Raw genomic sequence first — 23,904 nt, 5'->3', positions numbered from 1 at the left:
TAGGATGGAGGGCTCATGTCAGACGTCCTCAGCATCCGCTATCCGCCCGAGCTCCCCGTCTCGGCGCGGCGCGACGACATCGCCGCCGCGATCCGCGATCACCAGGTCGTCATCGTCGCCGGAGCGACCGGATCGGGCAAGACGACGCAGCTCCCCAAGATCTGCCTCGAGCTGGGGCGCGAGAGCATCGCCCACACGCAGCCGCGGCGCATCGCGGCGCGCACGATCGCCGAGCGCATCGCGGAGGAGCTCGACGACGAGGTCGGCGGCGTCGTCGGCTACCAGGTGCGCTTCACCGACAAGGCGAGCGCGTCGACGCGGATCAAGCTGATGACCGACGGCATCCTGCTGAACGAGATGAACCACGACCGGCTGCTCAGCCGCTACGACACGATCATCATCGACGAGGCGCACGAGCGCAGCCTCAACATCGACTTCCTGCTCGGCTACCTGCACCGGCTCCTGCCGCAGCGGCCGGATCTCAAGCTCATCATCACGTCGGCGACCATCGATCCGCTCAGCTTCGCCGCGCACTTCGCCGACGCCGAGGGCACGCCCGCCCCGATCATCGAGGTCTCGGGGCGCACGTTCCCGGTCGAGGTCCGCTACCGCCCGCTGGTCGCCGAGGAGCCCGAGGAGGAGGACGACTCCGACACCCCGGACGCCACCGCCGGCAGCCGGGACCTGATGACCGGCATCGCCGACGCGCTCGCCGAGCTCGCGCGCGAGGATCCGGGCGACGTGCTGGTGTTCCTCTCGGGCGAGAACGAGATCCGCGACGCGGAGGACGCGATCCGCGGGCTCGCCCTGCCGGGCACCGAGGTGCTGCCGCTCTACGGGCGGCTGTCGGCCGCCGACCAGCACCGCGTCTTCGAGCGCTCGCGCACTCCGGGCGTGCGCCGCCGCGTCGTTCTCGCGACGAACGTCGCCGAGACGAGCCTCACCGTGCCGGGCATCCGCTACGTGATCGACGGAGGAACGGCCCGCATCTCGCGCTACAGCGCGCGGTCGAAGGTGCAGCGCCTCCCGATCGAGGCCGTGTCGCAGGCGTCGGCGAACCAGCGCTCCGGCCGCTCGGGCCGCACCAGCGACGGCATCGCGATCCGCCTCTACTCCGAGGAGGACTACCTCCGCCGCCCGGAGTTCACCGATCCCGAGATCCTGCGCACGGGTCTCGCGGCGGTCATCCTGCAGATGATCTCGCTCGGCCTCGGCGACATCGCCGAGTTCCCGTTCCTCACGCCGCCCGACTCGCGCGGCATCAAGGACGGCCTCGACCTCCTCACCGAGCTCGGCGCGATCCGCACGCCCGGCGCGTCCTCCTCCGGCTCTCCCTCGCGAGATGCCACTCCAGTACGCGACACGCCGCAGAAGGCGAGCCGGAGTGGCAGCTCGCGGAAGGAGCAGGGCCCGCAGCTCACCCGCATCGGCCGCGACCTCGCGCGCCTGCCCATCGATCCGCGGTTCGCCCGCATGGTGATCGAGTCGCGGACGCACCACACCAGCCGCGAGGTCATGGCGATCGTCGCCGGGCTCACGATCCAGGACGTCCGCGAGCGCCCGCTCGAGCGCCGCGCGCAGGCCGACCAGCAGCACGCCCGCTTCGTCGACCCGACGAGCGACTTCCTCACGCTGCTCAACCTCTGGAACTACGTCGAGGAGAAGCAGCAGGAGCTCTCCTCCAGCGCCTTCCGCCGGCTCTGCAAGGCCGAGTACCTCAACTACCTGCGGGTGCGGGAGTGGCAGGACGTGTTCCGCCAGCTCCGCCAGCTCGCGAAGCCGCTGCGCCTCGAGCTCGGCGAGCCGCGCGTGGATCCGGACGGCATCCACCGCTCGGTCCTGGCCGGGCTGCTCTCGCACATCGGCGTCAAGGACACGACCTCGCAGCAGGCGCAGCGAGCGGCGAAGAGCCGCGAGCGCCAGAACGTGCAGTACGTCGGCGCCCGCAACGCCAAGTTCTCGATCTTCCCGGGCAGCGCGCTCGCGAAGAAGCTGCCGGACGCGGTGATGAGCGCCGAGCTCGTCGAGACGAGCCGCCTGTTCGCCCGCTCGAACGCCGCCATCGACCCGGCCTGGGCCGAGGCGATCGCCGGCGACCTCGTGAAGCGGCAGTTCAGCGAGCCGCACTGGGAGAAGTCGCAGGGCGCGGCCGTCGCCTACGAGCGCGTCACGCTCTACGGAGTGCCGCTCGTCGCGCGCCGCCGCGTGCAGTTCTCGCGGATCGACCCCTCCTACGCCCGCGAGCTGTTCCTCCGCCACGCTCTCGTCGAGGGCGAGTGGGAGTCGCGGCACGCGTTCGACCGCAAGAACCGCGCCCTGCGCGCCGAGCTCGAGCGCCTCGAGGAGCGCACCCGCCGCCGCGACCTGCTCGTCGACGACGAGGCCGTCTTCGACTTCTACGACCGCCGGATCCCGCGCGACGTCACCTCCGTCCGCTCCTTCGACTCCTGGTGGAAGACGAAGCAGCACGACGAGCCCGACCTGCTGACCATGACGCAGCAGACTCTGCTGCCCGAGGACGCAGAGGAGATCGACGAGACCGCGTTCCCCACCCAGTGGCGCCAGGGCGACCAGCGCTTCCGTCTCTCCTACCGGTTCGAGCCGGGCACGGAGGAGGACGGCGTGACCGTGCACGTGCCGCTCGCGCTCCTGCCGCGCGTCACTCCGCTGGGCTTCGACTGGCTCGTGCCGGGGCTGCGCGCCGAGCTGGTCACCGCGATGATCAAGGCGCTGCCCAAGCACCTGCGCCGGAACGTGGTCCCCGCGAACGACTGGGCGAAGCGGCTCACCGCCTCGCTGCCGCAGGACGTGCCGAACCCGCCGACGGAGTCGTTCGCCGCGACGCTCGCCGGAGCGATCCGCCGCGAGGCGGGCGTGGTGATCGACGCCTCCGACTTCGATCTCGAGCGGATCCCGGCGCACCTCCGGGTCACGTTCGCGATCGCCGACGAGCGCGGCCGGACGATCGCGGCGGGCAAGGAGCTGGCCCCGCTGGCCGAGCGCCTGCGCGGACGCGTGCGCGACGAGGTCGCCCGCGTGGTCGAGGCGCGCGTGCCCGATGCGCTCGAGCGCCGGGGTCTGAAGACCTGGGACATGCCCGAGCTGCCGCGCACCACCGACACCCGTCAGGGCGGCAACACGATCCGCGCGTACCCGGCGCTCATCGACGACGGCGACTCCGTGTCGATCCGCCTGATGGCGACGCCCGAGGACCAGGCCCGCGAGCACCCCCGCGGCGTGCGGCGCCTGCTCCTGCTCGCGACGCCGAGCCCGGTGGCCTACGTGCAGCAGCACCTGAGCTCGAACGAGAAGCTCGTGCTCGCGCAGAGCCCGTACCAGAACACGACGGCGCTCTTCACGGACTGCCTGCTCGCCTGCGTCGACTCCGTGCTCTGGCGGATGAAGCCCGACGGCATGCTGTTCCTCCGTGCCGAGTTCGACGCGGTGCGCGACCGGGTCTCGGCGAGCGTCATGGACTCGATGTTCGAGACCGTGAAGACGGTCACCACGGTGCTCACGACCGCGCGGGCCGCCGAGAAGGCGCTCAAGAACTCGACCAGCATGGCCCTGCTGCCGGCACTGACCGACGCGCGCGAGCAGCTGTCGGCCCTCGTGCATCCGGGTTTCGTGTCGGCCACCGGCCTCGAGCGGCTGCGGCACCTGCCGCGCTACCTCGCGGCGATCACCGAGCGGTTCGGCAAGATCTCGGAGAACGTCGGCCGCGACCGCGTCTGGCTGAACGAGGTGCAGGCGGCACTCGAGCTCTACCGCTCGGCCGGCGGTGTGCTGCCGCTGCCGCCGCACTCCCCCGAGAACCTGCAGCGCGCGCGCTGGATGATCGAGGAGCTGCGCGTGAGCTTCTTCGCGCAGTCGCTGGGCACCGCCGAGAGCGTGTCCCTGCAGCGGATCCGGAAGGTCCTCGCGGGCTGATCGGCGGCCTCGGGGCCGTGTCCCCGATGGCCCCCGTGGGCGGCTAGTGTCGTCCGGTGGGCAGCTACACCGAACTCCTCAGAACCCCCGGGGTGGGGCGCATCATCGCCGCGCAGCTCACGGCGCGCTTCCCGTTCGGGATGCTCTCGCTCGCCTTCCTCCTGCACGTCGAGCACGTGCACGACTCGTACGCGGCGGCGGGCCTCGTGCTCGGCTCGATGTCGATCGGGCAGGCGATCGCCGGCCCGCTGACCAGCCGGCTGATGGGCCGCCTCGGCATGCGCCGGGTGCTCACGCTGACCCTGATCGTCTGCGCCGCCGCGATCATCGCCATGGCGGTGCTGCCGCTCGAGGTCTGGCAGTTCGTCGCGATCGGCTTCCTCGCGGGGCTCAGCATGCCCCCGGTGCAGCCCGCCGTCCGCACGATCTACCCCAAGATGGTGCCGAGTTCGATGCTCACCCCTCTCTTCTCGCTGGACGCCTCGGCGCAGGAGATCATCTGGGTGCTCGGGCCGGTGCTGACGACCTTCGTGTCGATCCAGATCTCGACGGTGGCGGGCATCCTCACCGCGGCGGTGTTCCTGATCGGCGGCGGCATCTGGTTCATCGCGTCGCCCGAGGTCGGGCGGGTGCGCATCCCGCGCTCCAAGCGCCGGATCGGCGTGGTGCTGACCAAGCCGCCGGTGCTGCTGGCGACCGTGGTCGGGTTCCTCCTGGTCGGCGCGTGCGCGGCGGTCGAGGCGGGCGTCGTCGCCGTGTTCGGCGAGGGCGGGGTGGAGTCGGGAGTGGTGCTCGCGGTCTTCGCGGCCGGCTCGCTCGTGGGCGGTCTGACGCTGGGGCACATCCCGATCAGCCGCTGGGCCACCGCCCGCCGCATGCTGATCGTGACGGTAGGCATGGGGCTCGCCGCCTTCTCGACCGACTTCTGGTGGCTCTCGATCACGCTTTTCCTCGCCGGCGTCGGCATCGCTCCGGCCCTCGCCGCCCTCTTCACGATCACCGCCGCGAGCGTGAAGTTCTCGGACACCGCGGAGGCGTACGGCTGGGTCGGCACCGGTCAGCTGATCGGAGCCGCGCTGGGCTCGGCGATCGCCGGCGTGCAGATCGACAGCAACGGCCCGACCGCGGCGATCGTCGTCGCCGCCGTCTTCGCGTTCGTCGGGTTCGTGGTGCCGGCGGTCGGCCGCCGCTACCACCCGGATCTGCGCGGCCGCGACTCGAGCCCGCTCCCCGACACGGAGCCGGTCGAGCTGCCGACCTGATCGTCGGCCCGCTCGGAGCCTTCCGGAGCCCGCCCCCTAAAGTGGTCCCCACGCGGCGGCCGGAGGTGAGGCGACGATGGGACTGTGGGAGGACGCCGAGGAGCTCGTCCGCGCGCATCGACGCGCGGTGGAGCAGGCGCAGGCGGTCGAGCCCTGGGCCGATCCCGAGGCGCCGGAGTGGTGCGGCGAGCTGGCCGCGGCGCTCTGGCAGGGCGCGTTCCGCCCCTCCCCCGTCTACTACCGGGCCGAGGACCCGTCGCACGCGTGGCGGGGGCCGCACACGGTGCAGCTGCACCACCTCGGCTTCGGCTGGATGATCACGGCGCGGTCGATGCGCGACGGCGCGCTGGTGCCGAGCACGGCGGTCGTGCTCGAGACGGGCTCGCTCTGGCTGGGTCTCGGCCCCGGTCGCCGACCACACCGGGGGCTGCTCGCCCTCGCCGACACCGAGAGCGTCGAGGGGCTGCAGCCCGGGCACGACCACTACTTCGCGGTCCGCCGCTTCGGCGCGGGCGACGAGGCCGCAGCGGCCGAGCGGCGACTGCTGTTCGGAGTCGCCGGGCTCGCCGCGCTGATCGAGGACGCGGTGCGGGTCGGGCCGCACGGGGAGCTCGACTGGGAGCTCTGAGCTCCTCCCGCGCCCAGGGACGGCGCCGGGCCGCGTGCCAGCATGGAGGGCATGAGCGTCCCCCTGATCCCTCTGAACGACGGCCGCGCGATCCCGCAGATCGGACTCGGCGTGTACAAGATCGGCGACGCCGAGGCCGCCCGCGCCGTCGGCACCGCGCTGGAGGCGGGCTACCGGCACATCGACACCGCCACCCTCTACGCCAACGAGCGCGGCGTCGGCGAGGGCATCCGCGCGAGCGGGATCCCGCGCGAGCAGGTCTTCGTGACCACGAAGGTGTGGAACGACGACCACGGTTACGACGAGACCCTCGAGGCGTTCGACAGGAGCCTGGAGCTCCTCGGCACCGACTACATCGACCTCTACCTCGTGCACTGGCCGATCCCCTCCCGCGACCGCTACGTGGACACCTACCGCGCGCTCGAGCGGCTGCAGCAGGAGGGCCGGGCCCGCTCGATCGGCGTGTCGAACTTCGCGATCGAGCACCTCGAGCGCCTGGGCGCCGAGACCGGCGTCGTCCCCGCGGTCAACCAGGTCGAGCTGCACCCGCGCCTGCCGCAGGAGGAGCTGCGCGCGTTCGACTCAGCCCGCGGCATCGTGACCGAGGCGTGGTCGCCGCTGGCCCGGGGTCGCCTGCTGGAGGAGCCCCTGTTGGCCCGGCTCGCCGCGCGCCACGGAGTCTCGCCCGCGCAGATCGTGCTGCGCTGGCACGTGCAGAACGGGGTCGTCGTGATCCCCAAGTCCGTCACTCCCGAGCGCATCCGCGCGAACATCGACGTCTTCGGCTTCGAGCTGGACGCCGAGGATCTGGCAGGAATCGCCTCCCTCGCGACCGGCGAGCGCACCGGAAGGGACCCGCGCTTCGACTGACGTCCCCTTAGCCTTCCCCCATGACGACACGGACGGCACTCCTCCTGCACGGACTCGGCGGAGCCGGGGGGACCTGGTGGCGGGTGGCCGAGGCGCTCCGAGCCGCGGGCTGGACGGTGAGCGCGCCCGACCTGCGCGGCCACGGCGACGGGCCGCGCGGCGGCTCCTCGCGGCACGACGACTTCGCCGACGACGTCCTCGCGCTGCGGCCGGACGGCGCGGGACCGTGGGGGCTGGTGGTCGGCCACTCGCTCGGCGGAGCGGTGGCCGTGCGGGCCGCGGCGCGGGATCCGGAGTGGGCTGCGCGGCTCGCGCTGATCGATCCGGTCCTGCGTCTGCCCGAGGAGATGCGGGCCGAGGTGCGGGCCGACGAGCTCGACGCCCTCACCGCGACGGAGGAGCAGCTCGCCGAGGCGGTGCCCGGCTGGGACGCGCGCGACCGCGCCGAGAAGCTGCGGGCGGCGAAGGCCGCGGACCCCGCCTCCGTCGCCGCGGTCGTCGACGACAACGACCCGTGGGACCTGCTGGCCGACGTGCCCGCGCTGACGGCGCCGGTGCTGGTGCTCGCGGGCGACCCGCAGGTCTTCACGTTCTTCGGACCGCGCCTTGCGGCCGAGGTCCTGCGGGCGAATCCGCGGGTGCGGTACGCGGTCGTGGCGGGAGCGGGGCACAGCCCGCACCGCGACCGGCCGGCCGAGACCGTCGCGATGCTGAGGGAGTGGGCGGAGAGCCCGGCGACCGTCTGAGCTCTGCGGACGGCACCCGCCGTGACGAGCCCGCCGTGTTTCGCCGGCGTGAAATCAGCCCCGGAAGGGTGTCTTTTCGGTCGACCTGAGAATAGCCTCGCCCACAGCGCACCCCGTTCGCAGGATTCGGGCGCGTCGGCCGCCCACCCGGCGGCCCCTGTCATCGACGAAGGGACACCCCTGTGGCGAACAGCACACCCCGAGCACCAGGCGCACGACGCCGGCGCTCACTCCTCGGCACCAGCGCGATGATCGGAGCGGGCGCCCTCGTCGCCGGCTTCGTCTTCGCCCCGAGCGCGAGCGCGGTCGAGGCCGCCGACCTCGCCGACGCCGTCACGGTCGACGGCATCATGGAGCACCTGGAGGCGTTCCAGGCCATCGCCGACGCGAACGGCGGCAACCGGGCCATCGGCACGCCCGGCTACGAGCTCAGCGGACAGTACGTCGAATCCGTCCTCGCGGCCGCCGGCTACGAGACCGAGCGCCAGGACTTCACGACCACGACGCAGACGATCGACGCCTTCTCGCTCACCACGACCCCGGCCGTCGAGGGCATCCCGATGTCGTTCACGCCGTCCACGCCCGAGGGGGGCGTCACCGGCGAGCTCATCGCTCCCGTCGACCCGCTCGGCTGCACGGCCGACGCCTGGGCCGGCCTCGACGCCACGGGCAAGGTCGCCCTGGTCAGCCGCGGCACCTGCTCCTTCGCGGAGAAGAGCGCGGCCGCGGGAGCGGCGGGCGCCTCCGCGGTCATCATCTACAACAACGCCCCCGCCGAGCCGCTGAACGGCACGCTCGGCGCTCCCGACGAGGCCTACGTCCCGTCGGTCGGCGTCACCCTCGAGGAGGGTCAGGCGCTGCTCGCGGCGCTGCCCACGAGCGCGACGCTCGTCCTCGAGCAGACGACCACCGACACCGACACCTTCAACATCCTCGCCGAGACCGCGGGCGGCGACCACGACAACGTGGTCATGCTCGGCGCGCACCTCGACGGCGTGCCCGAGGGCCCCGGCATCAACGACAACGGCTCCGGATCGGCGACGCTGCTCGAGACGGCGGTCGAGCTGGCCGAGGCCGGCGAGACCACGAACGCGGTCCGCTTCGCCTGGTGGGGCGCCGAGGAGGTCGGCCTGGTCGGCTCCTACACCTACGTCGACTCGCTGACGGAGGAGGACGCTGCGAAGATCGCGACGTACATGAACTTCGACATGGTCGCCTCGCCCAACTACGTCGTGTCGGTCTACGACGCGAACGAGTCCACCTACGAGGCCCCGGTCGAGGTGCCCGCGGGCTCCATCGCCACCGAGAAGGCGTTCACGGACTACTTCGACTCCATCGGCCAGCCGTGGATCGACACCGCGTTCGACGGACGCAGCGACTACGACGGCTTCATCTCGGTCGGGATCCCCTCGTCGGGCGTCTTCACCGGAGCCGACGACATCAAGACGGAGGAGGAGGTCGCGCTCTTCGGCGGCACCGCCGGAATCCCGCACGACCCGAACTACCACTCGGCCGGTGACGACCTGGCGAACATCAACCAGGAGGCGCTCGGCATCACCTCGAAGGCGATCGCGTTCGTCACCGCCTCGTTCGCCGACGACACCTCGGCGATCGACGGGGAGAAGAACCCGACCCCGCCGACGCCGGAGCCCACGCCGGTCACGCTGCCGACGAGGGCCGAGATCCTGCGACTGCTCGCCTCGGGCATGACCTACCGCGAGATCATCGCCGAGATCGGCATCACCGCCGAGAACGCCGAGCAGTACCTCGACGCAGGTCTGGGCAGTCTCGGCCTCGACCGCGCGACGGTCGAGCGCCTGGTGCGCGAGTACCTCGCCGACCGCGAGCTGCCGACGGGCGTCGGCGTGTAGTCCACGCGCGACGTGACCGGGGAGCCCCGGGCCGTCGAGGCCGCCTGCTGCTGCAGGCTCCCTCGACGCCCGGGGCTCCGCGTGCGGGCCCGTCAGGCGCGGCGGGCGCGATCGAAGGCGTCCTCGACGTCCTCGTCCGGGTCGGCGAGGAGGCGGAGGGTCGCGAGCGCGTGGATCCGCCGCGGCTGCTCCTCCGACTGCGCGGCGGCCTCGAGGGCGGGCGCCGCGGCCTCCTCGAGCATCAGGAGCGCGCGGGTGAGACTCCGCTGCTCGGGACGGTCGCCCTCGCCGAGGTGCTCGGCGAGCTGCCGGGCGAGCGCGGGACGCTCCTTCGGGGGTGCGAGGCGGGCGGCGGTGCGCCAGGCGGCCTTCGCGACCTCGAGGTGCTCGTCGTGCAGCAGCGCGGGCGTGATCGCGGCCCACGCCCGGGGATCGCCCACCTTGGACAGGGTGTGCAGGGCCTGCGCGCGGGCCTGCGGCGACTCCGAGACCAGCTCGGCGATCAGCGGATCGACGGTGACCGCGGCGTCGTGCCGCACCAGCGCCCAGGTGAGCATCTCGCGCACGCCGAAGTCGGGCTCGACGGCGCAGCGCGCGACCAGCACCGGGACGTACTCGTCGGCCGGCCTCGTCCCCGCGCTCATCGCCGCCTGCAGCCTCGACGACGCGTTCGGCGCGTGGAGCGCCGCTCGGAGCCGGTCCGACGGCCGGTCCTCGTCGCTCGCGGTCGTGTCCTCGCTCGTCATCCGTCCATTCCACACCAGCGGGCCGGGAGGACGTCGAGTGCCGGGAGGGCTTCCCGCCGCCGGTGCGCACGGTGTTCACTGAACCCATGCGAGCCATCTGGAAGGGCGCGATCACCTTCGGCCTGGTCAACGTGCCGGTCAAGATCTACAGCGCGACCGAGGACCACGACATCGCGCTGCACCAGGTGCACGACCGCGACGGCGGGCGGATCCGGTACCAGCGCAAGTGCGAGGTCTGCGGCGAGGTCGTCTCGTTCGACCACATCGACAAGGCCTACGACGACGGCGAGCACACGGTCGTGCTCACCAAGGACGAGCTGAAGGCGCTGCCCGAGGAGCGCGACCGCGAGATCGACGTGGTGCAGTTCGTGCCCAGCGACCAGGTCGACCCGATCATGTTCGACCGCGCGTACATCCTCGAGCCCGACTCCTCCTCCCCCAAGGCGTACGTGCTGCTGCGGCGCACCCTCGAGCAGACCGACCGCACGGCGATCGTCGAGTTCGCCCTGCGGCAGAAGACGCGATTGGCGGCGCTGCGCGTGCGCGGCAAGCTGCTGATGCTGCAGACCCTGCTCTGGGCCGACGAGGTCCGCGAGGTCGAGTTCCCCTCGCTCGAGGGCACGACGCGGATCGCGGCGCGCGAGCTCGAGATGTCCTCGCACCTCGTCGACTCCTACTCCGAGGACTTCGACGCGTCGAAGTTCACCGACGCGTACCAGGAGGAGCTGCGCACCCTGATCGACGCGAAGATCGAGCAGGGCGACGCGCTCGACACCGCCGCGACCTTCGGCGAGAAGCCGGAGGAGGAGGGCGGCGGCGAGGTGCTCGACCTGATGGAGGCGCTCAAGCGCTCGGTCGAGCGCAGCCGCGGGGCGAAGGGCGGGGCGACGGGCGACGCTCCGGAGAAGGCTCCTGCGAAGAAGGCGCCCGCGAAGAAGAGCACCGCCAAGGGCTCGTCGAAGGCGGCCGAGGACGACGCGTCCGGCGCGGCGGGATCGAAGCCGGCGGCGAAGAAGGCTCCGGCGAAGAAGCCGGCCGCCAAGAAGCCCGCGGCGAAGCGGACGGCCGCGAAGAGCGACGAGGAGAAGGCCGCGTCCTGAGGCGGAAGGCCGGCGACTCCGGCGCTTCGTCGGCTCAGACGAGCTCGTCGACGTCGTCGAGATCGACCGAGGCCGAGCTCACCAGCGCCAGGAGCGCCTCGCCGTAGGCGTTCTCGGGCGCCGCGTCCTCGAAGGTGCGCGCGATGCCGCCGAGGACGATCTCGACGACGTGGCGCGCGGGCTCGCCCTCCTCGCGGCGCAGCGAGCGGAACGTGCCGCGCAGCAGCTCGCGCAGCTGGTCCTCGCGCGGCATCCAGAGCGAGTCCTCGAGCGAGACCGAGTCCAGCGCCCACTCGGTGGTGCCGTTGAAGCCCAGCACGGTGCCGCTGGGGTACTCGTGCGCCTCGATCGTCATGTCGCTGACGGTGAAGACGTCGCCGTCGAACCCCTCCCGCTCGATGCGGAAGCGGTCGCCGGTGACCGGTGACCAGCGCACGCCCGCGGTGCGCAGCGCTCGGGCCAGCTCGAAGGAGATCATCCCCCGATCATGGCCGCCGTTCCCGGACGTCCGCCGCGAGCGCTCAGAGCTCGGCGTCGCGCAGGAGCGAGCGCACGCGCAGATCGGAGCGCCGCGCGTCGTCCTCCAGGCCGTCGACCACGACGGCCGCGCCCACCCACTCCGCCCCGGCGAGGGCGACCAGGCGACGGCAGGCGGCAGCCTGCGTCCCGGTCTCGATCCAGTCGTCGACGAGCAGCACGCGGTCCCCCTGAGCCAGGACGGCGCGGCGCACCCGGAAGTGGATCGGGTCGTCGCGGTAATCGCGCGGGAGCGCCGACTCCCATCAGTCGACGCCGTCCTCGACGGGCGCCGACGCCTTCCGCGCCTCGACGAGCCCGGCACCGCGGTGCAGGGCGACCAGGGCGGCCAGCGGAGTGCCCCGCGTCTGCGGACCGAGGACGACCGTCACCTCCTCGTCGGCGAACAGGGCGGAGAGGCCGGGGCCGAGGGCCGCGAGCAGGCCCGGATCCCGCCACCAGCCGGTGACGTCGGCCGAGGCGTACCCGTCCGTCCGATCCCGGGAGTCGCCGTGCGCGCGGACCAGACGGCGGCGCAGATCGTGGGGATCGCTCATGGCTCGACCGTAGTGGCGCGCGCCATCGTGTCCGTCGCGACGCGATGTCGGTGGCTGAGTTCACACTCATGAAACACCCGGTTCACGGAGCGGGCATCTGGACTGCATAGCGTGGCTACTCGTGCCCCTTTCAGGGGCGCGAGCACCACCGGCCGCGCTCCATCAGCGCCGACGCACGCGCGACAGACCGTCCCCACCGGGACGGCGATCGAGAGGACACCCATGCCCGACACCCCGGTGCACGACACCGCCATCCCCTTCCGCCGACGCAGGCGCGCACTCGCCGGCGCCGGGCTCGCGGGCCTCGCGCTGGTCGCCGCCCCGCTCGTCGCCCAGTCCGCCTCGGCCGCCCCGGCCGGCGACGAGCTCGTCATCAGCGAGATCTTCACCCGCGGCGGCTCGAGCGGAGCGGTCTACAGCAACCGCTACGTCGAGCTCCACAACCCCACCGGCTCCGACATCGCCCTGGCCGGCACGAGCCTGCAGTACCGCTCCGCGACCGGCACGGCGAACCCCTCGACGACCGTCGCACTCCAGGGCGTCGTCCCGGCCGGCGGCCACTTCCTCGTGCAGGGCGCGAGCAACGGCACGAACGGCGCGGCGCTGCCCGATCCCGACCAGGTCGCGAACGGCCTGAACATCGCGGCGGGTGGCGGCACCCTCTTCCTCGTCGACGGCACCGCTCCGCTCGTCGCCCCGCCGACCGGCACCGCCCCGCAGCCCGACACGGTCCTCGACCTCCTCGGCTACGGCACCTCGAACACCTTCGAGACGACCGCCGCCGCCGTCCCGACGAACACCGAGTCGATCTCGCGCGCCGACGGCACCGCCAGCGACACCGACGTCAACAGCGCCGACTTCTCCGTCGGAGCGCCGACGCCCCGCTCGAGCGGCACCGACGCCGAGCCGGAGCCCACCCCCGGCCCCACGACGCCGCCCGTCACTCCTCCCGCGCCCGCCGAGAAGGCGACCATCGCCGAGATCCAGGGCAGCGGAGCCGCGTCGCCGCTCGTCGGCCGCACCGTCACCACGACGGGAGTCGTCACTGCCCGCTACCCCTCCGGCGGCTACAACGGCTACGTGATCCAGACGCCCGGCACGGGCGGCAGCACCACCGGCCGCACCGCCTCCGACGCGGTCTTCGTCTACTCCTCCGCCTCGGTCGGCTCCGTCGCGATCGGCGACCACCTCGAGATCACCGGCACGGTGAGCGAGTTCAACGGGCTCACCGAGCTCACCCCGACCTCGGCCTCGACCGTCGTCCGCCTCGAGGCCCCCGCCGCCCCGGTCGTCCCGGCCGCCGTCGAGCTGCCCCGCACGGCCGAGGAGCGCGAACTGCTCGAGAGCATGCTGATCGCCCCGCAGGGCGCCTTCACCGTGACCGACACCTTCGATCTCAACAGCTTCGGCTCGATCGGGCTCGCCGCGGGGACCTCTCCGCTGCTCACCCCGACCGAGGTCGCCCGCCCGGGATCGCCCGAGCTCGCCGCGGTCGTCGCCGACAACGCGGCCCGCGCCGTCGTGCTCGACGACGGAGCCTCGATCAACTTCCTCGGGTCGGCCGCCAACAAGGCGATCCCGCTGCCCTACCTCACGCCGACCGAGCCGATCCGCGTCGGAGCCCCGACGACCTTCACCGGGCCGGTCGTGCTCGACTACCGCAACAACGGCTGGGCCTTCCAGCCCGTCACGCAGCTGACCGTCGAGAACGCCGAGACGGTGCAGCCGGCCGAGTTCGCCGACACCCGCACCGCGGCTCCCGAGGCCGTCGGCGGCGACGTGGCGATCGCGTCCTTCAACGTGCTCAACTACTTCTCGACCACCGGCGACTCGGTGGCCGGCTGCACGTTCTACACCGACCGCGACGGCGACCCCGTCACCGTCAACAGCGGCTGCGACGCCCGAGGCGCCGCGAACGCCGACGACCTCGAGCGCCAGCAGGCCAAGATCGTCACCGCGATCAACGCCCTCGGTGCCGGCGTCGTGTCGCTGGAGGAGATCGAGAACTCCGCCAAGTTCGGCAAGCCGCGCGACGAGGCCCTCGCCACGCTGACCGCCGCCCTCAACGCCGCCGCCGGTTCGGAGGTGTGGGCGTACGTCGCCTCGCCCGCCGCGCTCCCCGCGCTGGCCGACGAGGACGTCATCCGCACCGCCTTCATCTACAAGAAGGCCGTGATCGAGCCCGTCGGCGAGTCGGTCATCCTGAACGACACCACCGCGTTCTCGAACGCACGCAAGCCGCTCGCCCAGGAGTTCCGCCTGATCGGCGTCGCCGAGAGCGAGTTCGTCGCGATCGTCAACCACTTCAAGTCGAAGGGCTCCGGATCCGGCGCCGACGCCGACCAGGGAGACGGTCAGGGCGCCTCCAACGCCTCGCGCGTCGCCCAGGCCACCGCGCTCGTCGCCTTCGCCGACCGCCTGAAGACCGAGAAGGCGACCGAGCTCGTCTACCTGCTCGGCGACTTCAACGCCTACTCGCAGGAGGACCCGGTGAAGGTCATCACCGACGCGGGCTACCTCGACCAGGGCGCGAAGGACGGCGGCGAGTACTCCTACTCGTTCGACGGCGCGGTCGGCTCGCTCGACCACGTCTTCGCCTCCCCCGCCGCCGATGCGATCGTCACCGGAGTCGACACCTGGAACATCAACAGCGGCGAGTCCGTGGCGCTGGAGTACAGCCGCTACGACTACAACGCGACGATCTTCTACGACACCTCCGCGTTCCGCTCCAGCGACCACGACCCCGTGGTCGTCGGTCTCGACCTGCCCGAGGCGCCCGTCACCTCCATCGACGTCGCCACGAGCGCCGAGACCGGAGCCCGCGGCCCGTTCACGACGATCACGGTCACGGCCGTGAACAACGGACCGGAGCCCGTCTCGGTCGTCGTCTCGACCGACTACGGGACCAAGTCGACCAAGAAGCTCAAGCCGGGCCGCGAGTTCAGCGTGACCTTCAACACGCACGAGCGCGCACTCACCGCGGGCGTCGCGACCATCGTGGTCACCGCGCCCGACGGTTCCGAGCGCACCGTCCAGGAGGCGTACCCCGCCCGCTGAGGCGGGCCGACTCCCCAGGAAGGCACGGGCCGCGCACTCTAGAGTGCGGCCCGTGCCCGAGGGAGACAGCGTCCACCGACTCGCCGCCCGTCTCCGCTCCGCGGCCGACGGGCGGTTCGTCGTGGAGGGCGAGCTCCGCTCCGGGAACGCCGCGGGCACCGCGCTCACCGGCCTGCAGGTCCTCCGCCACGAGACGCACGGCAAGCACCTGCTGACGCACTTCGACCAGCAGCTGGTCCTGCACACGCACCTGCGGATGCAGGGCTCGTGGACCGTCACCGCGCCGGGCCGCGCGGTCCCGCGCCGGGTCCTCCCCGACGTGCGCGTCCGACTCCGCCTCGACGACGGCACGACGCTGTGGGGCCTCGAGCTCCCGGTCGTCGAGCTGCTGCACGAGCGGGACCTCCCCACCGCGATCGGGCACCTCGGTCCCGACCCGCTCCGCGACGACTGGAGCGCCGACGAGGCCGTCGCCCGCCTCCTCCGCGCGCCGGAGCGGCCGGTGATCGCGGCGCTGCTCGACCAGCGGATGCTCGCGGGGCTCGGCAACCTCTGGGCGAACGAGGTCTGCTTCCTCCGCGGGGCGTTCCCCTGGCGCCCCGTCGGCTCCCTCGACGTCCGCGCACTCGTCGCCACCTCGGCGAGGGCCCTGCGCGCCTCGGTCACGATCCCCGGCATGTTCCAGACCACCACCGGCGACACCCGCGCCGGCGAGCGCCACTGGGTGGTCGGCCGGGCCGGTCGTCCGTGCCGCCGCTGCGGCACCGTCGTGCTCGTGCGGGCCGAGGTCCCCGACGACCCCGAGCGGCGCCGCACGTGGTGGTGCCCGCACTGCCAGCCCGAGCCGTCCTGAGGCCCAGGGACTCCCCCTTCCGCGCATCGAGCCCGTAAATTCGGGAGGGAGCCCGCATCACCCCTCGCAATGACCGCGACCTCCGGGAGGCCTCCGTGTACGACCCCGTCCTCCTCCGGACCTTCCTCGCGGTCGCCGAGACGCGCGGCTTCACCCGGGCGGCGGCGCAGCTCGGCATCAGCCAGCCGACCGTCAGCCAGCACGTCCGCAGACTCGAGCAGGCGGCCGACCGCATCCTCGTCGTCCGCGACACCCGCGAGGTCGAGATCACCGACAACGGAGTCGCCATGGCCGGCTTCGCCCGGACGATCCTCGCCGCGCACGCCGCCGCCGAGGACTACTTCAGCGGCACCGCGATGAAGGGCCGGCTCCGCTTCGGCTCGGCCGACGACCTCGCGATCACGCAGCTCCCCCGCATCCTCCGGCACTTCCGGCAGCTGCATCCGCAGATCAAGCTCGAGCTGACCGTCGACCAGAGCGCGCCGCTGCGGCGACGACTCGAGGCCGGCCAGCTCGACCTCATCTTCGTCAAGACCGCTCCCGGATCCACGGACGGGCGGCTCGTGCGGCGCGACACGATGGTCTGGGTCGCGCACGAGAAGACGGTCGTCGAGCGCGACGAGACGGTGCCGCTGATCGCCTACCGCGGCCCCAGCGTCTCGCGGCAGATCGCGATCGACGCCCTCGAGGCGGCCGGACGCACCTGGCGGATCACCTGCAACACCCGCGAGGTGAACGGCGTGCTCGCGGCGGTCCGCGCCGGCATCGGCGTCGCCGTCTTCCCGCGCTCCCTGATCCCGGAGGATCTCGTCACCGTCGGCGACCGCGCCGGCCTGCCCGAGCTCGAGGACATCGACTTCCGCCTGCTCGAGAGCAGCACCGCCGCCCGTGAGCCGGTCGAGGCGCTGACCAGCGCCATCATGGAGCGCACCCACGTGCACGCCCGGTCCTGACGGCGGTGCGGTCGCCGCGACCCCTGCGTAGTCTGGAGCGAGCGACACGGAGGGGGCCGGATGAGCGACCAGTGGGGGTCCCCGGATCCCGCAGCACGACGGGACGCGAAGGCCGTCGAGCCCGCGACGGGAGCCGAGCCGTCGGCGCTCGAGCGGGTCGAGGACGCCGACCGGGCGATCGCGGTCCGCGAGCTCAAGCGCAAGCGCGACTTCTTCGGCTCCGTCGGCGGCTGGGCGAGCGTCTCCGCGATCACCACGACCGTCTGGTTCGCCTCGGGCGGCGACGGCTACTTCTGGCCGATCTGGCCGATGCTCGGCATCGGGATCGGCGTCATCGGCCAGGCCGCCTCGATCTGGGGCCCGGTGAAGAAGGAGATCACCGAGGACGACATCGCCGCCGAGATGCGCAAGCGCGAGCAGCGCCGACGCTGACGGACGGCGCGGCGGGGCGGGAACGACCCTCCGACTCAGTTCCCGCCGTCGAGCCGCCCCACGCCCGTGACCCGCACCACGGCGGCTCCCGCCTCGTCCGATTCGGCGAGATCGACGGTCGCCGAGATGCCCCAGTCGTGGTCGCCGGCCGGGTCGTCGAGGATCTGCCGCACCCGCCACTGCGTCGGCGTCTGCTCGACGAGCAGCATCGCCGGCCCGCGGGCGTCGGGGCCCGTGCCGATCGTGTCGTGCTCGTCGTAGTAGTCGTCCAGCGCCTCCCCCCACGCGTCCGCGTCGAAGCCGGCCGCTGCGTCGAGCTCGCCCAGCGCCTCGTGGTCGTCGAGCGCCGCCAGCGACACCCGGCGGAACATCTCGTTGCGCACGAGCACGCGGAACGCCCGCTGGTTCGCCGTGAGCCGGCGCGGAGCGGGCGGCACGATCGCCTGGTCGGCGTCGTGCAGGGCCGGGTTGACCAGCTCCTCCCACTCGTCGACGAGCGACGAGTCGACCTGGCGCACGAGCTCGCCGAGCCACTCGATCAGGTCGTGCAGCTCCTCGTTCTTGATCTCGTCGGGGATCGTCTGCCGGGCCGCGCGGAACGCGTCGGACAGGTAGCGCAGGACGAGTCCCTCCGACCGCGACAGCTTGTAGAACGCGGTGTACTCGCCGAACGACATCGCCCGCTCGTACATGTCGCGCACGACCGACTTCGGCGACAGCTCGAAGTCGCGCACCCACGGCTGGGCGGCCGTGTAGGTCGCGAACGTCGCCTCGAGCAGCTCCTCGAGCGGCTTGGGGTGGGTGACCGACTCGAGCAGCTCCATCCGCTCCTCGTACTCGATCCCGTCGGCCTTCATCGCCGCCACCGCGTCGCCGCGCGCCTGGAACTGCTGGGCGCCGAGGATCTGCCGCGGGTCGTCCAGCGTCGACTCGAGCACCGAGATCACGTCGAGCGCGAAGGTCGGCGACTCGGGGTCGAGCACGTCGAACACCGCGAGCGCGAACGGCGAGAGCGGCTGGTTGAGCGCGAAGTTGGGCTGCAGGTCGACGGTCAGGCGGATGCGCACCACGCCGTCGGCGCCGACGCTCTGCTCGACCACGCCCGCCTCGCGCAGCGTCCGGTAGATGCCCAGCGCCCGACGGGCGAGCTGCAGCTGCCGCTTCCACGGCTCGTGGTTGTCGAAGATCAGCGCGTGCACGTTCGCGAAGGCGTCGCCGCCGCGCGCGATCACGTTGAGGAGCATCGCCGAGGTGATGGTCATGTGCGAGGTGAGCGTCTCGGGCTCCGCGTCGACGAGTTTGCGGAAGCTCGGCTCGCCCCAGCTGACGAAGCCCTGCGGCGCGCGCTTGGCGACCCACTTCCTCCGCTTCTTCGGATCGTCGCCCATCTTGTCGAGCGCCTTGCGGTTCTCGGACTCGTGCTCGGGCGCCTGTACGACCACGGTGCCCGCGGTGTCGTAGCCGGCGCGACCGGCGCGGCCGGCGATCTGGTGGAACTCGCGCGCCGAGAGCTGGCGCATCTTCGTGCCGTCGTACTTCGTCAGCGCCGTGAGCAGCACCGTGCGGATGGGCACGTTGATCCCGACGCCCAGGGTGTCGGTGCCGCAGATGACCCGCAGCATTCCCTGCTGGGCGAGCTGCTCGACGAGCCGTCGGTACTTCGGCAGCATGCCGGCGTGGTGCACGCCGATGCCCAGCCGCAGCAGCCGCGAGAGGGTCTTGCCGAAGGCCGTGGTGAAGCGGAAACCGCCGATCACCTCGGCGATGCGGTCGCGGTGCTCGCGGCTGGCGATGTTGGCGCTCGTGAGCGCCTGCGCGCGCTCGAGAGCCGCAGCCTGCGAGAAGTGCACGACGTAGACGGGCGACTGGTTCGTCGCGAGCAGTTCCTCGATCGAGTCGTGGATCGGCGCGATCTCGTAGAAGTAGTGCAGCGGCACCGGACGCTCCACGCCCGTCACGCGGGCCGTCTCGCGTCCCGTGCGGCGGGTGAGGTCGGCGGCGAGCGCCGTCACGTCGCCCAGCGTCGCCGACATCAGGACGAACTGCACGTGGGGCAGCGTCAGCAGCGGCACCTGCCAGGCCCAGCCGCGCGAGGGGTCCGCGTAGAAGTGGAACTCGTCCATCACCACCTGGTCGACGGCGGTCCCGGCCCCGTGGCGCAGCGCCAGGTTCGCCAGGATCTCGGCCGTGCAGCAGATGATCGGGGCGTCGGCGTTGACGGAGGAGTCGCCCGTCACCATCCCGACGTTCGCCGCCCCGAACACGTCGACGAGGGCGAAGAACTTCTCGGACACGAGCGCCTTGATCGGCGCCGTGTAGTAGCTGCGCTTCCCGGCGGCGAGGGCAGCGGCATGCGCGCCGATCGCGACGAGCGACTTGCCGGTGCCGGTCGGCGTCGAGAGGATCAGGTTCGCTCCGGAGGCGATCTCGAGCATCGACTCGTCCTGCGCCGGGTAGAGCGGCAGTCCGCGCGCCTCGGCCCACTCCGTGAACGCCAGGTAGACGGCGTCGTCGTCCACGCGCCCGTCGGCGTCGGGCGTCGGCATCCGTTCGAGCAGCGTCGGGTTCATCCGTCCATCCTCCCAGGCCGCACCGACGCCGGGGGTGAGAGGGGTGCCGGAGCGGGATCCGCGTCGGCGGTGCGGGCTAGGCTCCCCGGATGCGCGCCGCGATCCCCGCTCCCCGACTCGATCCCCTCCGCCTCGACTCCCTCGCCGAGGGGTTCGCCGGTGATCTCGGTGCCCGCGAGCACGCCGAGGGCCTGCGCTTCGACGGGGTCGACCTCACAGGGGCCGACCTCACCGCCGTCTCGATCAGCGAGTGCCTGCTCTCCGCCGTCGTCCTCTCCGGGGCTCAGCTGCGCGCCGCCTCCGTCGTCGAGTCGCGCGTCGAGCGGATCGACGTGCCCGGCCTCTCCGCGGCCCGCAGCCGATGGCGGTCGGTCGAGCTCCTCGGCTCCCGGCTGGGTTCGGCGGAGCTCTACGAGAGCACCCTCGAGCAGGTGCGGATCGCCGACTGCAAGCTCGGCTACGTGAACCTGCGCGGGGCCGCGCTCCGCGACGTCCTGCTCGAGCGCTGCACGATCGACGAACTCGACCTGGGCGGCGCCACCGGAGCCCGGGTCCGCCTCGTCGACTGCGACGTCCGCTCCCTCGAGCTCGGCGGCGCCCGCCTCGAGCACCTCGATCTGCGCGGCGCCGAGCTGCACGTGCTCGGCGGGCTCGACGGCCTGCGCGGAGCGGCGCTGACGGAGCTGCAGCTGAGCCTGATGCTGCCGCTGTTCGCGCAGCACTTCGGCGTGCAGGTGCTGGGCTGAGGGTCAGCGCCGCGCGAGCCTCGTGAGGGCCCTCCGCCCGAGGAGGAACGCGCCCAGCACGAGCGCGGTGACGATCACGAAGCTCCACTGCACGCCCTGCTGCGAGACGATCCGGAGCAGCAGCCCCACGACGACCGTGCCCGCCCAGACGATCAGCCCGGTCGGCACGATCCGGTCGGGAGCACGCCACGAGCGCGCGAGCGCCCAGCCGGCGAGCAGTCCCGCGAGGAACGGCCAGAACGTGGTCAGGAGCCCGAGCAGCTCGCCTCCCTCCTCGTGGCTGCGACGTCCGATCAGGACGAACACCGCGACGAGGACGACGTCGAACGCGAGGGCGACCGCGGCTCTCACGCGGGTTCCGTCACGAAGTCGATCAGCTGCTCCACCCGTCCCAGCAGCGCCGGCTCCAGGTCGCGGAACGTCGTCACCTTCGCCAGGATCCGCTGCCACGCGCGGGCGATGTCGGCCTGCTCCTCGTGCGGCCAGCCGAGCGCCTCGCAGATTCCGTGCTTCCACTCGATCGAGCGCGGGATCTCGGGCCAGCGCTCGAGCCCGACGCGGTCCGGCTTCACCGCCTGCCAGATGTCGATGTAGGGGTGGCCGACGACCAGGACGTGCTCGCCGTGCGGGCCGGCGGCGACGGTGTCGGCGATGCGCGACTCCTTCGACCCGCGGACGAGGTGGTCGACGAGCACCCCGATGCGGCGTCCCGGGCCCGGACGGAACGCGCGGACCAGCTCGTCGAGGTGGTCCACGCCCTCGATGTACTCGACGACGACGCCCTCGATCCGCAGATCGTGCCCCCACACCTTCTCGACGAGCTCGGCGTCGTGCCGCCCCTCGACGTAGATGCGGCTGGGCAGCGCGACGCGCGCCTTCGCATCGGCGACGTGGAAGGACCCGGAGGCGGAGCGCGCCCGGCCGACGTTCGCGTCGCGCTTGAGACCGGGCGCCTTCAGCGACACCGGCTTGCCGTCGATCAGGAACCCGGGTCCGATCGGGAACACGCGCACCTTCCCGAACCGGTCCTCGAGCCGCACCATCCGCATCTCGACGCCGAGCACCGCGCCCACGAACCCGGAGGCGACCTCCTCGACCACGAGGTCGCGCACGGCCTCGACGACCGCCACCTCGACCTTGTGCTTCGCCCGCCAGTCCCCGGCGAGCACGTCCTGCCCGTACCTGTCGTCCATCCGACCGAGGGTACCTGCCGCCTCCCGCGCGCGCCGCCGCGCCGGGCCGGAGCAGCGACGGCGGAGCACCACCCCAGAGCCGAACGCCTCGTGCCGGTCTTCTGGGGGACGTCGGTCTCGATACGCCCCTTCGGGGCTACTCGACCAGCAGGAGGACGGGGTCTACTGACCTCACGCTGATCGGGCAGCCCGCGCAGCCCCCGTCTCTGCTGATCGAGTAGCCCGCGCAGCCCCCACTTCTTGCTGATCGAGTAGCCCGCGCAGCGGGCGTATCGAGATCCACGTCCACCAGCAGCCCCACCTCCGACCCTTCCCTGGCGCGTTCCGCCGCCTCGTGGCGCGATCGCGACTGAGATGTCGGTGGTCGTTGGTGTCATCCTCGTATGGTTCTTCTGGATGTCGAGGCGAGGCCCGCGGGCGGTGGTCCGAGCGTGCGCGAGTGCTTCGACGACGCGCTCGTCGCCGCCGTCGGAGCCGCCTGCGCGGTCGACGCGTTCCGGGCCCGAGCCGAAGCCGAGCGGGCGGAGCTGATCGAGCTCGCCCGCCGCACCGCGATGACACTCCCGAACGCGCTCGTCGATCCGAGCGTGCAAGCGCACGTCGAACGCGAAGAGGCCGCGATGCGCGCCCTGATCGCCGAGCTCGCCACGGGCATGCGAGTCTCCGAGTCCCTCGCCGGCGTCCTCGTCGAGGAGAGCCGGATGCTCGTCAATGAGCTGCCCGGGACGCTGACGGCTCTGCGGGAGGCCGCGATCGCACCCGAGCACGCCCGGGTGATCATCCGGGCCGCACTGGACCTCCCAGCGGAGGTGCGCGGCCGATTCGACGAGGCCGCAGCGGTCATCGCCCGCGAGTGCACCCCTCCCCAGCTCCGACGTCGCCTGCGGTCGCTGCGCGAGCGGATGCATCCGGAGTCCCTCACTGACCGCCACCCGCGGTGCGCTGCCCGCCGCGGCGTGTGGCTCGACGGCGACCTCGACGGCATGGCCACCCTCCACCTGCACCTACCCGCCTCCGAAGCACACGGAGCGTTCGACCGGATCGACCACGCCGCGCGCAGCCTGCAGGATCTTCCGGAGGAGGTTCGGCCTCTCGGACAGCTGCGCGCCGACGTCGCCGCCTCCCTCCTCCTCGACGGCGAGACCATCGACCGCCCCGATAGCCCGCGGTCGGCCACCGCAGTCCCGCACGGCATCCGCCCGCAGGTCTCCGTCACCGTTCCCGTCCTCACCCTCCTCGGACACTCCGACGAACCCGGCATCCTCGACGGCTACGGCCCCATCGACCCCGCCACCGCCCGGCGCCTGGCCGCCGACGCGCCGTCCTTCACCCGCATCCTCACCCAACCCGAGACCGGAGCGATCCTCTCCGTCGGGCGCACCACCTACCGCGTCCCCGCCGACCTCCGCCGCGCCCTCGCACACCGCGACATCACATGCCGGTTCCCCGGCTGCACCCGGTCCGCCCGCGACAGCGACGTCGACCACACGGTCGAATGGCAGCACGACGGACCCACCGACGCCGACAACCTCGCCCACCTCTGCCGCCACCACCACCGACTCCGCCACACCACCACCTGGCAGGTCCGACACAGACCAGGCGGCGTCCTCGACTGGACCAGCCCCACCGGACGACACCACACCACTACGCCAGCACCGCGGGACTACTTCTCGTCGCAACTCGATGCGTGCTTGCGCGCCCCTAGTGAGGATCCACCGCCGTTTTAGTAGTTGCTCGGCGGGCTAAGGCGCATCGGTACGTCCTTGGCAAGCAGGCCCATATTTCAGACCCGCTTTCGATCCTCAAAGGGGGCAATTAAGTCATTGAGTCACTTCGCCGCGACAGCATTATTCACCAGGCGACCGCCCCAACGG

General features: G+C 72.2%; 20 protein-coding genes. 13 read left to right on the top strand and 7 right to left on the bottom strand.

All coding sequences use genetic code 11. The annotated features are described in order from the left end of the window. Positions 1-15 precede the first annotated feature (15 nt). The 6 genes from hrpA (at position 16) to LRG51_RS16570 (ending at position 9,307) form a co-directional block, all read left to right on the top strand. Entirely contained in the window at positions 16-3,930 is a 3,915-nt protein-coding gene (gene hrpA, locus LRG51_RS16595; RefSeq protein ID WP_230673772.1) for an ATP-dependent RNA helicase HrpA, read from the top strand. Positions 3,931-3,986: 56 nt separating this feature from the next. Beyond that, complete coding sequence (locus LRG51_RS16590) at positions 3,987-5,192, top strand: MFS transporter (protein ID WP_055793836.1); 1,206 nt, start codon at positions 3,987-3,989, stop codon at positions 5,190-5,192. 76 nt (positions 5,193-5,268) lie between these two features. After that, entirely contained in the window at positions 5,269-5,820 is a 552-nt protein-coding gene (locus LRG51_RS16585; protein ID WP_230673769.1) for a hypothetical protein, read from the top strand. Positions 5,821-5,871: 51 nt separating this feature from the next. Continuing rightward, positions 5,872-6,690, top strand: coding sequence for an aldo/keto reductase (locus LRG51_RS16580; RefSeq protein WP_230673766.1), 819 nt, complete (start codon positions 5,872-5,874; stop codon positions 6,688-6,690). A gap of 20 nt (positions 6,691-6,710) precedes the next feature. Next, entirely contained in the window at positions 6,711-7,436 is a 726-nt protein-coding gene (locus LRG51_RS16575; RefSeq protein ID WP_230673763.1) for an alpha/beta fold hydrolase, read from the top strand. A 182-nt stretch (positions 7,437-7,618) separates the two neighbouring features. Further along, complete coding sequence (locus tag LRG51_RS16570; protein ID WP_230673760.1) at positions 7,619-9,307, top strand: M28 family peptidase; 1,689 nt, start codon at positions 7,619-7,621, stop codon at positions 9,305-9,307. Between the two features lie 92 nt (positions 9,308-9,399). On the opposite strand, the gene LRG51_RS16565 is transcribed toward LRG51_RS16570, so the two are convergent. Further along, positions 9,400-10,053 (bottom strand): HEAT repeat domain-containing protein, encoded by a 654-nt coding sequence (locus tag LRG51_RS16565; RefSeq protein WP_230673757.1) that lies wholly within the window; start codon positions 10,051-10,053, stop codon positions 9,400-9,402. Positions 10,054-10,139: 86 nt separating this feature from the next. On the opposite strand from LRG51_RS16565, the gene ku reads away from it, so the two are divergent. After that, entirely contained in the window at positions 10,140-11,153 is a 1,014-nt protein-coding gene (gene ku, locus LRG51_RS16560; protein ID WP_230673754.1) for a non-homologous end joining protein Ku, read from the top strand. Between the two features lie 34 nt (positions 11,154-11,187). On the opposite strand, the gene LRG51_RS16555 is transcribed toward ku, so the two are convergent. The 3 genes from LRG51_RS16555 to LRG51_RS16545 are packed head-to-tail and all read right to left on the bottom strand — an operon-like array spanning position 11,188 to position 12,226. Continuing rightward, on the bottom strand, positions 11,188-11,631 hold the full coding sequence (locus LRG51_RS16555; RefSeq protein WP_230673751.1) for a pilus assembly protein CpaE: 444 nt from the start codon (positions 11,629-11,631) through the stop codon (positions 11,188-11,190). Between the two features lie 43 nt (positions 11,632-11,674). Continuing rightward, positions 11,675-11,884 (bottom strand): hypothetical protein, encoded by a 210-nt coding sequence (locus LRG51_RS16550; protein ID WP_230673747.1) that lies wholly within the window; start codon positions 11,882-11,884, stop codon positions 11,675-11,677. Between the two features lie 51 nt (positions 11,885-11,935). Continuing rightward, positions 11,936-12,226, bottom strand: coding sequence for a hypothetical protein (locus tag LRG51_RS16545; RefSeq protein ID WP_230673744.1), 291 nt, complete (start codon positions 12,224-12,226; stop codon positions 11,936-11,938). Positions 12,227-12,448: 222 nt separating this feature from the next. On the opposite strand from LRG51_RS16545, the gene LRG51_RS16540 reads away from it, so the two are divergent. The 4 genes from LRG51_RS16540 to LRG51_RS16525 all read left to right on the top strand — a co-directional run bounded on the left by LRG51_RS16540 (position 12,449) and on the right by LRG51_RS16525 (position 17,521). Then, complete coding sequence (locus LRG51_RS16540) at positions 12,449-15,283, top strand: ExeM/NucH family extracellular endonuclease (protein WP_230673741.1); 2,835 nt, start codon at positions 12,449-12,451, stop codon at positions 15,281-15,283. Positions 15,284-15,335: 52 nt separating this feature from the next. After that, on the top strand, positions 15,336-16,136 hold the full coding sequence (locus tag LRG51_RS16535) for a DNA-formamidopyrimidine glycosylase family protein (protein WP_107575579.1): 801 nt from the start codon (positions 15,336-15,338) through the stop codon (positions 16,134-16,136). A gap of 95 nt (positions 16,137-16,231) precedes the next feature. Beyond that, positions 16,232-17,089, top strand: a complete 858-nt coding sequence (locus LRG51_RS16530; RefSeq protein WP_107575580.1) for a LysR substrate-binding domain-containing protein — start codon at positions 16,232-16,234, stop codon at positions 17,087-17,089. 60 nt (positions 17,090-17,149) lie between these two features. After that, the gene (locus LRG51_RS16525; RefSeq protein WP_107575581.1) at positions 17,150-17,521 is read left to right on the top strand and encodes a 2TM domain-containing protein; all 372 of its coding nucleotides are present in this window, start codon (positions 17,150-17,152) and stop codon (positions 17,519-17,521) included. A gap of 35 nt (positions 17,522-17,556) precedes the next feature. Here LRG51_RS16525 and LRG51_RS16520 read toward each other — a convergent pair whose 3' ends face one another. Then, the gene (locus LRG51_RS16520; protein WP_230673738.1) at positions 17,557-20,091 is read right to left on the bottom strand and encodes a DEAD/DEAH box helicase; all 2,535 of its coding nucleotides are present in this window, start codon (positions 20,089-20,091) and stop codon (positions 17,557-17,559) included. An 89-nt stretch (positions 20,092-20,180) separates the two neighbouring features. Between LRG51_RS16520 and LRG51_RS16515 the strand changes: the two genes are divergently transcribed. After that, entirely contained in the window at positions 20,181-20,837 is a 657-nt protein-coding gene (locus tag LRG51_RS16515) for a pentapeptide repeat-containing protein (RefSeq protein ID WP_230673735.1), read from the top strand. A gap of 3 nt (positions 20,838-20,840) precedes the next feature. On the opposite strand, the gene LRG51_RS16510 is transcribed toward LRG51_RS16515, so the two are convergent. Together LRG51_RS16510 and LRG51_RS16505 are read right to left on the bottom strand one after the other, a co-directional pair. Further along, positions 20,841-21,188 (bottom strand): DUF3054 domain-containing protein, encoded by a 348-nt coding sequence (locus LRG51_RS16510; RefSeq protein WP_230673732.1) that lies wholly within the window; start codon positions 21,186-21,188, stop codon positions 20,841-20,843. Then, entirely contained in the window at positions 21,185-22,030 is an 846-nt protein-coding gene (locus LRG51_RS16505; RefSeq protein ID WP_230673729.1) for a DUF3097 domain-containing protein, read from the bottom strand. Before LRG51_RS16505 ends, LRG51_RS16510 begins: the two co-directional genes overlap by 4 nt. A 383-nt stretch (positions 22,031-22,413) precedes the next feature. Between LRG51_RS16505 and LRG51_RS16500 the strand changes: the two genes are divergently transcribed. Beyond that, complete coding sequence (locus LRG51_RS16500; protein WP_230673726.1) at positions 22,414-23,757, top strand: HNH endonuclease signature motif containing protein; 1,344 nt, start codon at positions 22,414-22,416, stop codon at positions 23,755-23,757. The last annotated feature ends 147 nt before the right edge of the window (positions 23,758-23,904 follow it).

The sequence above is a fragment of the Rathayibacter sp. Leaf248 genome (assembly GCF_920939495.1).
GTDB lineage: Bacteria > Actinomycetota > Actinomycetes > Actinomycetales > Microbacteriaceae > Rathayibacter > Rathayibacter caricis.
Note: the sequence above shows the minus strand (reverse complement) of the source record. Positions and strands in the feature narration are given on the sequence as shown.